This window comes from Burkholderia stagnalis, assembly GCF_902830275.1.
GTDB lineage: Bacteria > Pseudomonadota > Gammaproteobacteria > Burkholderiales > Burkholderiaceae > Burkholderia > Burkholderia stagnalis.
Genome location: NZ_CADESW010000023.1, coordinates 57,732 through 71,773, shown reverse-complemented (window position 1 = coordinate 71,773; position 14,042 = coordinate 57,732). Strand labels below are relative to the sequence as shown.

The following is a 14,042-nucleotide window of genomic DNA, read 5'->3' as shown; positions in this document are numbered from 1 at the left end:
ATTATTGTGGTTATATAATGCGTTCACTTTCCGACGGCCCGCGTCCGTCGCCCGACCCCCTGGAGGCTCATGGAAACCGGCTGGTCCGAACTGGCGCCCGATCCTTGCCGCGACGCCCCGCTTTATCTGCAGCTCGCCCGCAACCTGGCGAACGCGATCCACGGCGGCGCGTGGCAGGCCGGCGAAGCGCTGCCGTCGGAGCGGCTGCTGTCGGCGTCGGTCGGCGTGTCGCGGATCACCGCCCGGCGCGCGCTGGCGCTGCTGGTCGAGCAGGGCCTGATCACGCGGGCGCGCGGCGCGGGCAGCTTCATCACGCCGCGCGTCGCCGATCCGCTGTCGCATCTGGTCGGCTTCACCGCGAAGATGCGCCAGCGCGGCTTCCGGCCGGATTCGGTGTGGCTGTCGCGCGCGCTGCGCGCCGCGAGCCGCGACGAGATCATCCATCTCGGCCTCGCGCCCGGCGCGACCGTCGCGCGGCTCGAGCGGCTGCGCCGCGCGGACGGCATCGTGATGGCGGTCGAGCACTCGACGCTGCCGGCCGCGGTGGTGCCCGATCCGCAGGCGCTCGGCGCGTCGCTGTACGACTATCTGGAAGCGCGCGGCACGGTCGTGGTGCGCGCATTGCAACACTTTCGCGCGGTGAACGCGACGCGCGAAATCGCGAAATGGATGGCGGTGGCGCCGGGCGCGGCGCTCCTCGTGATCACGCGCATCGGCTACGGGGCTGACGAGCGCGCGATCGAAGTCACCGAATCCTACTGCCGCGACGATTACTACGATTTCGTCGCCGAGCTGAAACGCTGACGCGCGACACTGCGCCGGCGCGCGGCACGCGACGCACGCAACGGATTACGGAACTCGCGACGCGGTTCGCCGCGTCACCCGATCATCAAGAGAACGTCATGCTGACTGGCAACATACTGACCCCCGACGGCTGGCTCCACGGCTCGCTCGACTGCGAGAACGGCCGCATCACCACGCTCGACGGCACATCCGCGGACCCCGCGAAGAACGATGCGCCGTACATCCTGCCCGGCTTCATCGACCTGCACGTGCACGGCGGCGGCGGCGCCGACGTGATGGAAGGCGGCGACGCGATCGAGACGATCGCCCGCACGCACGCGCAATACGGCACGACGAGCCTGCTCGCGACGACGATGACCGCGCCGCGCGACGAGCTGATGAAAGTCGTCGGCAACCTCGGCAGCGTCGCGCGCACCCGCACGCCGGGCGGCGCGCGCGTGCTCGGCGTGCACCTCGAGGGGCCGTACATCAACCCCGGCAAGCTCGGCGCGCAGCCGGACGCGGCCGTGTCGGCGGTGCTCGACGAGGTGCTGAAGTACCTGTCGATCGCGCCGATCCGCGTCGTCACGCTCGCGCCGGAAATCGCCGGCCACATCGAGATCATCGGCGAGATGGCCGCGCGCGGCGTGCGCGTGCAGCTCGGCCACTCGCTCGCGACCTACGACGATGCCGTCGCCGCGCTCAAGCACGGCGCGTGCGGCTTCACGCACCTGTTCAACGCGATGTCGCCGCTGCATCACCGCAACCCGGGCCTCGTCGGCGCGGCGCTCGCGCATGCCGAATACGCGGAAATCATCCCCGACCTGCTGCACGTGCATCCGGGCGCGATCCGCGCGGCGCTGCGCGCGATCCCGCGCCTGTACGTCGTGACCGACAGCACGTCGGCCACCGGCATGCCCGACGGCGAATACCGGCTCGGCAGCCAGCACGTGACCAAGTGCCTCGGCGGCGTGCGCCTCGCCGACGGCACGCTCGCCGGCAGCACGCTGACGATGGACCAGGCGCTGCGCAACCTCGTGTCGCTCGGCCTGCCGATCGCCGACGTGTCGAACCGCATGTCGCGCTATGCGGCCGATTACCTCGGCATCGCCGATCGCGGCCGCATCGCGCGCGGCGCATGGGCCGACCTCGTCGTGTTCGATCGCGACCTGAACCTCACCGCGACCTACGTCGAAGGAGAATCGATTGTCGAATATGCTTAACGAAGCGCGCGAATCCGCGCAGGTCGTCGCCGCGCAGCTGGCCGACACCACGCGCGTCGAGGCGCTCGCCGCCCAGTTGCTCGCGCATCCGCCGGCCGTCGCGCTGACGGTCGCGCGCGGCAGCTCGGATCACGCCGCCAGTTACTTCGCAAGCCTGACGATGAGCCGCCTCGGCGTGCCGGTCGCGTCGCTGCCGATGTCGGTCGCGACGCTGCAGCAGGCGCCGCTGAAGGTGCAGGACCAGCTCGCGCTCGCGTTCTCCCAGTCGGGCCAGAGCCCCGATCTCGTCAACACGATGGCCGCGCTGCGCGAAGCGGGCGCGCGCACCGTCGCGGCGGTCAACGTGCTGCCGTCGCCGCTCGCCGACGCCTGCGAGCACCAGTTGCCGCTGCTGGCCGGCCCCGAGCTGTCGGTGGCCGCCACCAAGAGCTACATCGCGATGCTGTCGCTGTCCGCGCAGATCGTCGCGTTCTGGCAGCGCGACGCCGCGCTCGTCGCCGCATTGCGCGGCCTGCCCGACGTGCTCGCGCAGGCGGGTTCGCTCGACTGGTCGCCGGCCGTCGCCGCGCTCGCCGGCGTCGAACGGATGATCGTGATCGGCCGCGGCCTCGGCCTCGCGATCGCGCAGGAAGCCGCGCTGAAGCTGAAGGAAACCTCCGGCATCCAGGCCGAGGCGTTCTCGAGCGCCGAAGTGCGTCACGGCCCGATGGAGCTGATCGACCGCGACTACCCGCTGCTCGTGTTCGCGCCGCCGGGGCCGGAGCAGGCGGGCCTGCTGCAGCTGGCGGCCGACATGCGCGCGCGCGGCGCCGCGGTGCTGCTCGCCGCGCCCGCCGGCACGCCCGGCCTGTCGGGTGCGACGCTGCCGCTTGCGCAGTCCGCCCACGCGGCGCTCGACCCGATCGCCGCCATTCTGTCGTTCTACGTGATGGCGGCGGATCTCGCCGTCGCGCGCGGCCGCAACCCCGATACGCCGCGCCACCTGAACAAAGTCACCGAAACGCATTGATGAGCCGAGAACGCCGATGAGACGCGCCGAGGAGTCCCAGTTGAAGAGCCCCACCCACGATCAGATCGTTCTGCTTGCCCCATTGACGGGGCCGATCGTTCCGCTGGCCGACGTGCCCGATCCGGTGTTCTCCGGCGGGATGTTCGGCGACGGCATCGGCATCGACCCGCTCGCCGGCAAGCTCGTCGCGCCGTGCGCCGGCATCGTGTCGCACCTCGCGCGCACCGGCCACGCGGTGACGATCACCACGCCGCAGGGCGCGGAAGTGCTGCTGCACATCGGCATCGACACCGTCGAACTGAACGGGCAGGGCTTCACCGCGCACGTCGAAGCCGGCGCGCACGTCGCGGCCGGCGACCTGCTGATCGAGTTCGACCAGGACGCGGTCGCGCGCAGCGCGCACAGCCTCGTGTCGGTGATCGCGATCGCGAACTCCGATGCATTCGAGATCGTCGCGCGTGCGCACGGCGTCGCGACGGCGGGCGAGACACCGCTTCTCACGCTGCGCGGCAAGGGCGAGGCGGCCGTGCAGGCCGCCGAGGCGGGCGCCGCGGCGATGAACGAGGCACGCCGCGCGATCCAGCTGACCCAGCCGGGCGGCCTGCATGCGCGGCCGGCCGCACGGGCGCGCGAGGCGGCGCGCGGGCTCGACGCGCATGTCGAAGTGCACTTCGACGGCCGCAAGGCGCCGATCGAAAGCGTGGTCGGGCTGCTGGGCCTCGGCGCCGGCGAACTGGCGACGATCGAGCTGGTCGGCCGCGGCGCGCACGCGCAGCAGGCGGTCGATGCGGTCGCGCACGAGCTGCTGCGCGAAGCGCACGGCGAAGTCGAGGAAAAGCCGGCGCGCACGCTGTCGCCCGCGCCGCAGCCGGTCGCGCGCAGCGCCGGCGCACCGCTCGCCCCGAACACGCTCGCGGGTGTGTGCGCGGCGCCGGGCATCGCCGTCGGCGCGCTGGTGCGCTGGGACGACGCCGACATCACGCCGCCCGAACAGGCGAGCGGCACGCCCGCCTCGGAAAGCCGCGCGCTCGACAAGGCGCTCGCCGCCGTCGACGCGGAGCTGGACGACACGGTGCGCAGCGCGTCGCAGCGCGGCGCGGTCGGCGAGGCGGGGATTTTCGCGGTGCATCGCGTGCTGCTCGAGGATCCGACGCTGATCGACGCGGCACGCGACCTGATCAGCCTCGGCAAGAGCGCGGGCCACGCGTGGCGCGCGACGATCCGCGCGCAGATCGACACGCTGTCGAAGCTCGACGACGCACTGCTCGCGGAACGCGCGGCCGATCTGCGCGACATCGAGAAGCGCGTGCTGCGCGCGCTCGGTCATACGAGCGGCACGGCGCGCGCGCTGCCCGACGAGGCGGTGCTGTCCGCCGAGGAATTCACGCCGTCGGATCTCGCGTCGCTCGATCGCGCACGCGTGACGGCGTTGGTGATGGCGCGCGGCGGCGCGACGTCGCACGCGGCGATCATCGCGCGCCAGCTCGGCATTCCGGCGCTCGTCGCGGTCGGCGACGCGCTGTACGCGATTCCGGACGGCACCCAGGTGGTCGTCGACGCGAGCGGCGGGCGGCTCGAGCACGCACCGACCGCGCGCGACGTCGAACGCGCGCGCCACGAATGCGAGCGCCTGGCCGGCGTGCGCGAGGCGAACCGCCGCACCGCGGGCGAAGCCGCGGCGACGGCCGACGGCCGCGCGATCGAGGTGGCCGCGAACATCGCGACGCTCGACGACGCGAACACCGCGGTCGACAACGGCGCCGATGCGGTCGGCCTGCTGCGCACCGAGCTGATGTTCATCCACCGCCAGGTGGCGCCGACCACGCTCGAGCACCAGCAGAGCTACCAGTCGATCGTCGACGCGCTGCAGGGCCGCACCGCGATCATCCGCACGCTCGACGTCGGCGCGGACAAGGAGGTCGACTACCTGACGCTGCCGCCCGAGCCGAACCCGGCGCTCGGCCTGCGCGGGATCCGGCTCGCGCAGGTGCGCCCGGACCTGCTCGACGACCAGCTGCAGGGCCTGCTCGCGGTGAAGCCGTTCGGCGCGGTGCGGATCCTGCTGCCGATGGTTACCGACGCGGGCGAGCTCGTGCGGCTGAAAAAGCGCATCGACGAGTTCGCGCGCGCGATGGGCCGCACCGAGCCGGTCGAGGTGGGCGTGATGATCGAGGTGCCGTCGGCGGCGCTGCTCGCCGACCAGCTCGCGCAGCACGCGGATTTCCTGTCGATCGGCACCAACGACCTGACCCAGTACACGCTCGCGATGGACCGCTGCCAGGCCGATCTGGCCGCGCAGTCGGACGGCCTGCACCCCGCGGTGCTGCGCCTGATCGACATCGCGGTGCGCGGTGCGCAGCAGCACGGCAAATGGGTCGGCGTGTGCGGCGCGCTCGGCGGCGATCCGCTCGCGGTGCCGATCCTCGTCGGCCTCGGCGTGACCGAGCTGTCGGTCGATCCGGTGTCGGTGCCGGGCATCAAGGCGCGCGTGCGCCGTCTCGATTACGCGTTGTGCCGCCAGCGCGCGCAGGATCTGCTCGCGCTCGATTCGGCACAGGCGGTCAGAGCAGCAAGCCGCGAGATCTGGCCGCTCGACTGAGCGTCGACGGGGACTCGCGTGCCGTTTCAGCAGCAACGCACATCCACTACGAGAGCAATTACGTCAACGAAGAGACAAGGATTGGAGGACTGAATGGACGGGAATCCGTTTCTGAAGATACAAAGCCTGGGCCGCGCGCTGATGCTGCCTATCGCGGTGCTGCCGGTCGCCGGCATCCTGCTGCGGCTCGGCCAGCCGGACGTGTTCAACATCAAGATGATCGCCGACGCGGGCGGCGCGATCTTCGAGAACCTGCCGCTGCTGTTCGCGATCGGCGTGGCGGTCGGCTTCGCGAAGGACAACAACGGCGTCGCGGCGCTCGCGGGCGCGATCGGCTACCTGATCGAAACCGCGATCATGAAGGACATCGACCCGAAGCTGAACATGGGCGTGCTGTCCGGGATCATCGCGGGCGTCGTCGCGGGGCTGCTGTACAACCGCTACAAGGACATCAAGCTGCCCGACTACCTCGCGTTCTTCGGCGGCAAGCGCTTCGTGCCGATCATCACCGGCCTCGCATGCGTGGTGCTCGGCATCGTGTTCGGCTACGTGTGGCAGCCGGTCCAGCACGCGATCGACGCGGCCGGCCAGTGGCTCACGACCGCCGGCGCGATCGGCGCGTTCGTGTTCGGTTTCCTGAACCGCCTGCTGCTCGTCACGGGCCTGCACCACATCATCAACTCGCTCGCATGGTTCGTGTTCGGCAACTTCACGCCGGCCGCCGGCGGCGAGATCGTGCACGGCGACCTGCACCGCTTCTTCGCGGGCGACCCGAGCGCGGGCGTGTTCATGGCCGGCTTCTTCCCGATCATGATGTTCGGCCTGCCGGCCGCGTGTCTCGCGATGCTGCACGAGGCGCCGAAGGAGCGCCGCGCGGTGGTCGGCGGTCTGCTGTTCTCGATGGCGCTCACGTCGTTCCTGACGGGCGTCACCGAGCCGATCGAATTCAGCTTCATGTTCCTCGCGCCGGTGCTGTACGTGATCCACGCGGTGCTCACGGGCCTGTCGCTCGCGATCTGCCAGCTGCTCGGCGTGAAGCTCGGCTTCACGTTCTCGGCGGGCGGGATCGACTACGTGCTGAACTACGGGCTGTCGACGAAGGGCTGGGTCGCGATCCCGCTCGGCATCGCATACGGCGCCGCGTACTACGGGCTGTTCCGCTTCTTCATCCGCAAGTTCAACATGGCGACGCCGGGCCGCGAGCCGGCAACGGCCGACGCGGCGGCAACCGAGCCGGCCGCGGCGGGCGGTTTCGTCGCACCGGCAGCGGCGGCTGCCGCGCCGCGCGCGCAGCGCTATATTGCCGCGCTGGGCGGGGCGGGCAACCTGTCGGTCGTCGACGCATGCACGACGCGCCTGCGCCTGACCGTCGCCGACCCCGAGAAGGTGTCGGAAGCGGACCTGAAGGCGATCGGCGCGCGCGGCGTGCTCAAGCGCGGCGGCAACAGCGTGCAGGTGATCATCGGGCCGGAGGCCGACATCATCGCCGACGAAATGCGGGCCGCGATCGGCAGCGGCGCGGCCGCGGCGGCAGCGGGCGGCGCAGCGGCATCGCCGGCCGTCGCGCATGCCGGCGGCGCGGCTGGCCCGCTGGATCCCGATCCGGCGCGCTGGCTCGCGGTGTTCGGCGGCGCGACCAACATCGCGGCGCTCGATGCGGTAGCGACCACGCGCCTGCGCGTCGTCGTGCTCGACCCGTCGTCGGTCGATCGCGCGCGCCTCGGGGCGCTCGACGTCGCGTGGGTCGCGCTCGACACGTTCCATATCGTCTGCGGTCCGGCGGCGTCGCGCTATGCGGAGCAGCTCGCGGCGCGCCTGCCGTCGGCAGGCGGCGGCGCGGCGGCCCAGCCGGCCTGATGCGGCAGGCGCCGGCGCGAATCCGCGTGACGGGTTCGCACCGGCGGGTGGTGAAGGACAAACGGCTTGCGAACCTCGCAAGCCGTTTTCGTTTGGCGAGCGTGGGGAAGGGGAATGGCGGCGCGGAGCCGCCGATGCGGCCGGGGCGCACGCGATGCGCGCCCCGGCCACCGCTCACGGGTTCGTCAGCGTGAACGTCGGCTTGCGATAGCCGATGCCCGCGCGCTCGAGCTTCGGCAATTCGCGCTGCGCGAGCAGCGTCGCGAAGCCCGCCCAGTCGCGCTGGAGCGCGGCGATGTCGACGTGATGCGTGTCGCCGAGCTTGTAGCGCACGCCCGCCGCGTACGGCAGCTCCCAGTCGGCCTTGTGCCACGCGCGCTCGGCGAGCGCGAGCAGCCGCGGATACGCCATGTATTCGAGCAGCCGGTCGTTGCGCATCACCTCGCCCCACGCCTGCCCCTGGATCCCTTCGAGACGCGGTGCGGCACCCGTGCCCGTCACCTCGAACGGATTGCCGTCGCGGTCGCCGATCACCTCGGCGTTCTGCGGCAGGTTGTCCGGCGCGAGCGAGAACACCTTGTACTCGTCGGTTGCCTGCGAGCCCCAGTAGTAGCCGCGCTCGCGCGGGTTGCGCGTGTACGGGAAGTCGAAGTACAGGTAGTCGGGCAGCGCCAGCACCGTCCGGTATCCCTTCGCGCTCAGGTCGCGCGCGCTGTCCGACGCGCCCCAGAAGATCGTGTCCCACAGCGACACCATCACGTTGCGCGTGCTGAAGTCCTGCGGACCGTTCGCGTGCTTGATGCCGTCCTGCCATGCGGCCATCGTGCCGATCCCGTTCGCGTCGACCACCGCGCTCACCTGCTTCGCGAAGCGCGTCGGCAGCTCGTCGATCGAGCGGACCTCGCCGCGCTGCAGCAGCGCCGTGCACGCGGGCGAGCGCGCCCACGGCTTGTCCTGCGCGGCCAGATCGATGCGGCCCTTGCCCGGATCGGCGCCGTTCAGCGGCTGGAAGCCCGCGCCGAGCAGGATGTTCTTCGCCTCGTCGCCGCCGTAGTGCCAGGTGCGCAGCGGCACGCGCGCGTCCGCATGCATCGACGCGATCTCGCGGATCACCTTCGTCGCGAAGTTGAGCGCGCCGGGCACGCACGGGTTCAGGTCGCTGCGCCGGTCGTAGAACTGCACCGTCAGCAGGTTCGACGTGTCCTGCGGATCGAGCAGCCGGTACGCGTTCGCTTCCTGGTCGCGGCCGGCCGCGTGCAGGCGGCGATAGCGCGCCTCCATCGACACCACGGCCGCGCGCGAGTGCGCGGGCATGTCGATCTCGGGAATCACCTCGACGAAGCGGTCGGCCGCGTAGCGCAGCAGCGCCATGTAGTCGTCGCGCGTCAGGTAGCCGCCGCCCGAACGGTCGTCGGGCCCCGAGCCGAGCTGCGGCAGCAGGCAGCGCGTCTCGGACGGATCGTGGCAGCGCCGCGCGCCGACGTCGGTCAGCTCGGGCAGGCCCGGAATCTCGATGCGCCAGCCTTCGTCGTCGGACAGGTGCAGGTGCAGCCGGTTGAGCTTGTACGCGCTCATCTGGTCGATCAGGCGGCGCAGCGTCGCCGGGTGCTTGAAGTTGCGCGCGAGATCGACGTGCATGCCGCGGTGGACGAAGCGCGGCGCGTCCTCGACGAGCATCGCCGGGATCGGGCCGCCGCCGGCCGGCGCCAGCGAGAAGAGCGTCTGCACGCCGTAGTAGAGGCCCGCGCGGTCGTAGCCTTCGATGAATGCGCCGCGCGGCCCGATCGCGAGCCGGTAGCCGCCCGGTGTCGCGATGTCGGCCGGCAGCCGGCGCGGCGCGACCACGCCCCACACCGGCACGCGCGCGCCGTCGAGGCCGAGCGTGCCCGCCCGCTCGCGCAGCGCCGCGACCTGGGCGGCCGGCAGCTCCGGCAGCGCGAGGTCGATGCCGCGCAGCTCGAGCGCGCCGTCGAGCGCGCGCTGCCGCTTTACGCTCGGCAGCGCGCGGCTGGCGTCCGGCCGCGCGGCGACCGGCGGCGCATTGCCGGGCGAATTGCTCTGCGCGTCGGCGGGCAGCGATTCGACGTAGCGCAGCTCGTCGTCGGTGTCGTTGTAGCGGAGCACCGCGGGCGCCGCACCGTCGACGACCACGTACGGGCGCGGAATCACGTCGCTGTAGCGGCGCAGCCAGTATTCGGCGACGAACGGCAGCTCGAGGCGCTCGCCCGGCGCGAGCCTGAGCGTGCCCGGCTGCAGCGTCAGCTCGTACAGGTCGCCCGTCAGGCGGCGCAGCGCGAAGCCCGGGCGATCGATCCGCAGCAGGCGGCGGATGCTGTGCAGGTAGAGCTTCCAGCCGCCGTCGGCGATCGGCTGGTGGCCGCGGTTCTGCAGGATCAGGCGGCCCGTCGCGCAACTGGCCCAGTCGGCGCCGAGATCCGCGCACGGCACGCCGGCCGACGCCGCGTGATTGTTGTCGACGGCGACCCGCAGCGCGAGGCCGTTCGACAGCAGCGCCGCGAGCGCGGCGGGCGTCTGCGCGGGCCGGGCGGCGTTCGCGGATGCCGCGGCCACGGCGCCGGGCGCCGCGGGCGACTGCGCGCGCGCCACGCCCGGCGGCAGCGTGGCCGCCAGCAGCAGGCCGGCGCACAGGGAAGGCAGGATTCGATTCATGGGAATTCCTTGGAAAAATTTCGGCGAGGCTCGGCAGTGCGTCGCCGGGGGATGACGTCGCTGCGATCGGGTCTTTCAAGGAAGCTGCTGGGGAAGGCTGGCCGCGCGCGGGCGGGGGGAAGCGGGAAGTGCGGATGCCGTGCGCGGGGCCGGCGCTACGGATCGGGTTCGGGACAGGCGTGCCGGTCGGCCCGGCGGCCATGTGCGCACGGCTTCATGAACCGCGCGCGGCGAGCGGCGCGCCGTCAGCCCATGGACGTCGATAGCTCGGCGAGGCGCCGGAGCGGGCCAAGCGGGGATCTTTCATGTCTCCTCCACCCAAGTGGGCGCGGCCTGTGCGCGGCCGCGAGAAAGATCATATGAAACCTTTGAATGGTATTCAAGTGGTATTAATTTGGTTCCGGATTGGCATTGGATTTTGAGATAACGCGGTGCCGGGGCGGTGCGCCCAGGCGAAAAAAAACCTCGCCGAGGCGAGGTTGTGTCCGGTGCGACGGCGTGGCGTGCGGCGCTACGTCCGTTCGCCGCGCGCGCCGTTCGACGCGACGCCCTTGGGCTGCGCTTCGAGCCACATCGCGTTGACGATGCCGAACGCGAGCGCGACGCCGATACCGAGAATCCAGCTGAAGTACCACATGATCCGACTCCTTGCGAAACGGGAGGCGAGGGCGCATGCGCGCCCCGGCCGGGTTCAATACATCGAGTGCGTGTTTTCCTCGAGCGCCTGCCGCGTGACCTTGCCGCGCATCACGCGGTACACCCAGCTCGTGTAGAGCAGGATGAGCGGCAGGAACACGATCACGGCGAACAGCATCACCTGCAGCGTCATGTGGCTCGACGTCGAATCCCACACCGTCAGGCTGCTCTTCGGGTCGAGCGACGACGGCATGATGAACGGGAACATCGAGAAGCCCGCGGTCAGGATCACGCCGACGACCATCAGGCCCGTGCAGAAGAACGCGGTCTTCTCGCGCTGCGAGCCGGCGAGCAGCAGCGCGAGCACGCCGCCCGCGATGCCGACGATAGGCGCCGCGACCATCCACGGATACTCGCCGTAGTTCGCGAGCCACAGGCCCGAGCCGGCGGCGACGTCCTTCAGCAGCGGGTTCGCGACCGTGCCGGTGGGCGCGGCGCGCGTGATGTGATAGCCGCCGATATAGGACGCGATCAGCACGCCGGCGAGCACGAACAGCACGACCGCGAGGAACGCCGACACGCGCAGCGCGACCGACGCGCGGCGTGCGATCACGCCGTCCGTCTTCATCTTGATGAACGCGGCGCCGTGCGCGACGAGCATCGTCAGGCTGACCAGGCCGCACAGCAGCGCGAACGGGTTCAGCAGCGCCCAGAAGCTGCCGTGATAGCTGACGCGCAGGTCCGTGTCGAACTGGAACGGCACGCCCTGCAGCAGGTTGCCGAACGCGACGCCGAACACGAGCGCCGGCACGAAGCCGCCGACGAACAGGCCCCAGTCCCAGCCCGCGCGCCAGCGCGGGTCGGGCCGCTTGCTGCGGTAGTCGAAGCCGACCGGCCGGAAGAACAGCGCGAACAGCACCAGCAGCATCGCGAAGTAGAAGCCGGAGAACGACGCCGCGTAGACGAGCGGCCACGCGGCGAACATCGCGCCGCCGGCGGTGATCAGCCACACCTGGTTGCCTTCCCAGGTCGCGCCCACCGTGTTGACGATGATGCGGCGCTCCTCGTCGGTCTTGCCGAGGAACGGCAGCAGCGCGGTCGCGCCCATGTCGAAGCCGTCGGTGACGGCGAAGCCGATCAGCAGCACGCCGACGAGCAGCCACCAGATCAGCTTGAGAGTTGCATAGTCCATAGCGATTCCTTGTGCGGTTTCGTTTGCGCGTGCGACGTCATGCCGACGCGCGCTCGGTGGCGGCGGCCAGCTCGTGGTGGTAGCGGCCGGTATGCAGCGACGACGGGCCGAGGCGCGCGTACTTGAACATCAGCGTGATCTCGATGACGAACAGCACCGTGTAGAACAGGATGAAGCCGGCGAGGCTCAGGTACAGGTCCGTCGACGTCAGGCTGGACGCGGACAGATGCGTCGGCAGGATGCCCGCGATCGTCCATGGCTGGCGGCCGAGCTCGGCGACGACCCAGCCGAATTCCGCGGCGAGCCACGGCAGCGGGATCGCCCACACCGCATAGCGCAGGAACCAGCGGCGGTTGTCCTGCAGCAGCTGCCGGCGCGCGCAGAACCAGAACGCGGCGATGAAGGTCGCGAGGAACAGGAAGCCGAGGAACACCATGATCCGGAACGAGAAGAACACGGGCGCGACCGGCGGGATCGTCTTCTTCGCGGCGGCCTTGATCTGCTCCGGCGTCGCATCGACCACGTTCGGCGTGAACTGCTTGAGCATCAACCCGTAGCCGAGATACTGCTTGTGCTGGTCGAACAGTGCGCGGGTTGCGTCGCTCGTGTCGCCTTCCTTGATCTTCTGCAATGCGCCGTACGCGACCATCCCGCTCTGGATGTGTTCCTCGCTGTGCTTCGCGAGTTCGCGCAGGCCGATCACCGGCTCGTCGATCGAGCGCGTCGCGATCAGGCCGAGCGCGTACGGGATCTTGATCGCGTAGTCGGTGCGCTCCTCCTTCTGGTTCGGAATGCCGATCAGCGTGAATGCCGCGGGCGCCGGCTGGGTTTCCCATTCGGATTCGATCGCCGCGAGCTTCATCTTCTGCACTTCGCCGGTCGTGTAGCCCGATTCGTCGCCGAGCACGATCACGCAGAGCGTCGACGCGAGACCGAAGCCGGCCGCGACCGCGAACGAGCGCAGCGCGAAGTCGGTGTCGCGCTTCTTCAGCAGGTACCACGACGACACGCCGAGCACGAACATCGCGGCCGTCACGTAGCCGGCCGACACGGTGTGCACGAACTTCACCTGGGCGACCGGATTGAACAGCACGTCGAACAGGTTCGTCAACTCCATGCGCATCGTCTGGTAGTTGAACTCGGCGCCGACCGGGTTGTTCATCCAGCCGTTCGCGACGAGGATCCACAACGCGGACAGGTTCGAGCCGAGCGCGACGAGGAACGTGACCATCAGGTGCTTGACCTTCGACAGGCGGTTCCAGCCGAAGAAGAACAGGCCGACGAACGTCGATTCGAGGAAGAACGCCATCAGGCCTTCGACGGCGAGCGGCACCCCGAAGATGTCGCCCACATAGTGCGAGTAGTACGACCAGTTCGTGCCGAACTGGAATTCGAGCGTGATGCCGGTGGTCACGCCCATTGCAAAGTTAATGCCGAACAGCTTGCCCCAGAACTGGGTCATGTCCTTGTAGACCTGCTTGCCGGTCATCACGTACACCGCTTCCATGATCACGAGCAGCCAGGACAGACCGAGGGTCAGCGGCACGAACAGGAAGTGGTAGAGCGCCGTGATGCCGAACTGCAGACGTGACAGATCGACGACTTCGCTACTTATCATGGTGGTCTCCCTCGGTAGAGGCGGGCGCCGGCACCGAGAGCAGCTTCTCGGCGACGGCGGCAGGCGGCAGCGACATGTGCTTGGCCTGCGGATGATTGAAGAATGCGTATTTGAGTGCGATCAGCAGGACCAGCTTGATGACCAGCACGATGGTGATGTCGCGCGCGAGCGTGGGGCCCCGTGCCCACGCGACGATGCGGCCGCGCCAGCCGGTGGCGCTGGTGGCTGGCTCTTTATTGATCGAGATCAAGGCCATTATCCTGAAACGATTTGAAGCAGGTTTGGGGCGACTCTACGTCGGATTGGTGACGGCTATTAAGCAGTATCTAATCCTGTTGCGCCTGACGTATCAATTTTAAGAGGGCGCCCGCGGCGTGCCGAGTGCCACGCTGCGGCGGACCGTCGCGAAGGGTTCGTCGAAACTTGAGCTGGATCAAGCATCGGCGGAACAGGCG

Annotated in this window: 10 protein-coding genes; 5 read left to right on the top strand and 5 right to left on the bottom strand. The window is 70.0% G+C overall.

Annotation, left to right across the window (positions count from 1 at the left end):
• Positions 1-69 precede the first annotated feature (69 nt).
• From HWY45_RS30035 to nagE, 5 genes are all read left to right on the top strand, one after another.
• The gene (locus tag HWY45_RS30035) at positions 70-804 is read left to right on the top strand and encodes a GntR family transcriptional regulator (protein ID WP_059885304.1); all 735 of its coding nucleotides are present in this window, start codon (positions 70-72) and stop codon (positions 802-804) included.
• A 98-nt stretch (positions 805-902) separates the two neighbouring features.
• Entirely contained in the window at positions 903-2,006 is a 1,104-nt protein-coding gene (gene nagA / locus HWY45_RS30030; RefSeq protein ID WP_059566527.1) for an N-acetylglucosamine-6-phosphate deacetylase, read from the top strand.
• Positions 1,999-3,015, top strand: coding sequence for an SIS domain-containing protein (locus HWY45_RS30025; RefSeq protein WP_059803172.1), 1,017 nt, complete (start codon positions 1,999-2,001; stop codon positions 3,013-3,015). The genes nagA and HWY45_RS30025 overlap by 8 nt, the downstream gene beginning before the upstream one ends.
• Positions 3,016-3,031: 16 nt before the next feature.
• On the top strand, positions 3,032-5,614 hold the full coding sequence (gene ptsP / locus HWY45_RS30020) for a phosphoenolpyruvate--protein phosphotransferase (protein ID WP_059885306.1): 2,583 nt from the start codon (positions 3,032-3,034) through the stop codon (positions 5,612-5,614).
• Between the two features lie 93 nt (positions 5,615-5,707).
• Positions 5,708-7,471, top strand: a complete 1,764-nt coding sequence (gene nagE, locus HWY45_RS30015; RefSeq protein ID WP_059803168.1) for an N-acetylglucosamine-specific PTS transporter subunit IIBC — start codon at positions 5,708-5,710, stop codon at positions 7,469-7,471.
• A 174-nt stretch (positions 7,472-7,645) separates the two neighbouring features.
• Here the strand turns inward: nagE and HWY45_RS30010 are convergent, their stop codons facing one another.
• From HWY45_RS30010 to cydP, 5 genes are all read right to left on the bottom strand, one after another.
• Positions 7,646-10,141, bottom strand: coding sequence for a family 20 glycosylhydrolase (locus tag HWY45_RS30010; protein ID WP_059566531.1), 2,496 nt, complete (start codon positions 10,139-10,141; stop codon positions 7,646-7,648).
• 511 nt (positions 10,142-10,652) lie between these two features.
• On the bottom strand, positions 10,653-10,778 hold the full coding sequence (cydX, locus tag HWY45_RS30005) for a cytochrome bd-I oxidase subunit CydX (protein ID WP_059885308.1): 126 nt from the start codon (positions 10,776-10,778) through the stop codon (positions 10,653-10,655).
• A gap of 54 nt (positions 10,779-10,832) precedes the next feature.
• Positions 10,833-11,969 (bottom strand): cytochrome d ubiquinol oxidase subunit II, encoded by a 1,137-nt coding sequence (cydB, locus tag HWY45_RS30000; protein ID WP_059885310.1) that lies wholly within the window; start codon positions 11,967-11,969, stop codon positions 10,833-10,835.
• A gap of 37 nt (positions 11,970-12,006) precedes the next feature.
• The gene (locus HWY45_RS29995) at positions 12,007-13,587 is read right to left on the bottom strand and encodes a cytochrome ubiquinol oxidase subunit I (RefSeq protein WP_059803161.1); all 1,581 of its coding nucleotides are present in this window, start codon (positions 13,585-13,587) and stop codon (positions 12,007-12,009) included.
• On the bottom strand, positions 13,577-13,843 hold the full coding sequence (gene cydP / locus HWY45_RS29990) for a cytochrome oxidase putative small subunit CydP (protein WP_230942011.1): 267 nt from the start codon (positions 13,841-13,843) through the stop codon (positions 13,577-13,579). Before cydP ends, HWY45_RS29995 begins: the two co-directional genes overlap by 11 nt.
• Between the last annotated feature and the right edge of the window lie 199 nt (positions 13,844-14,042).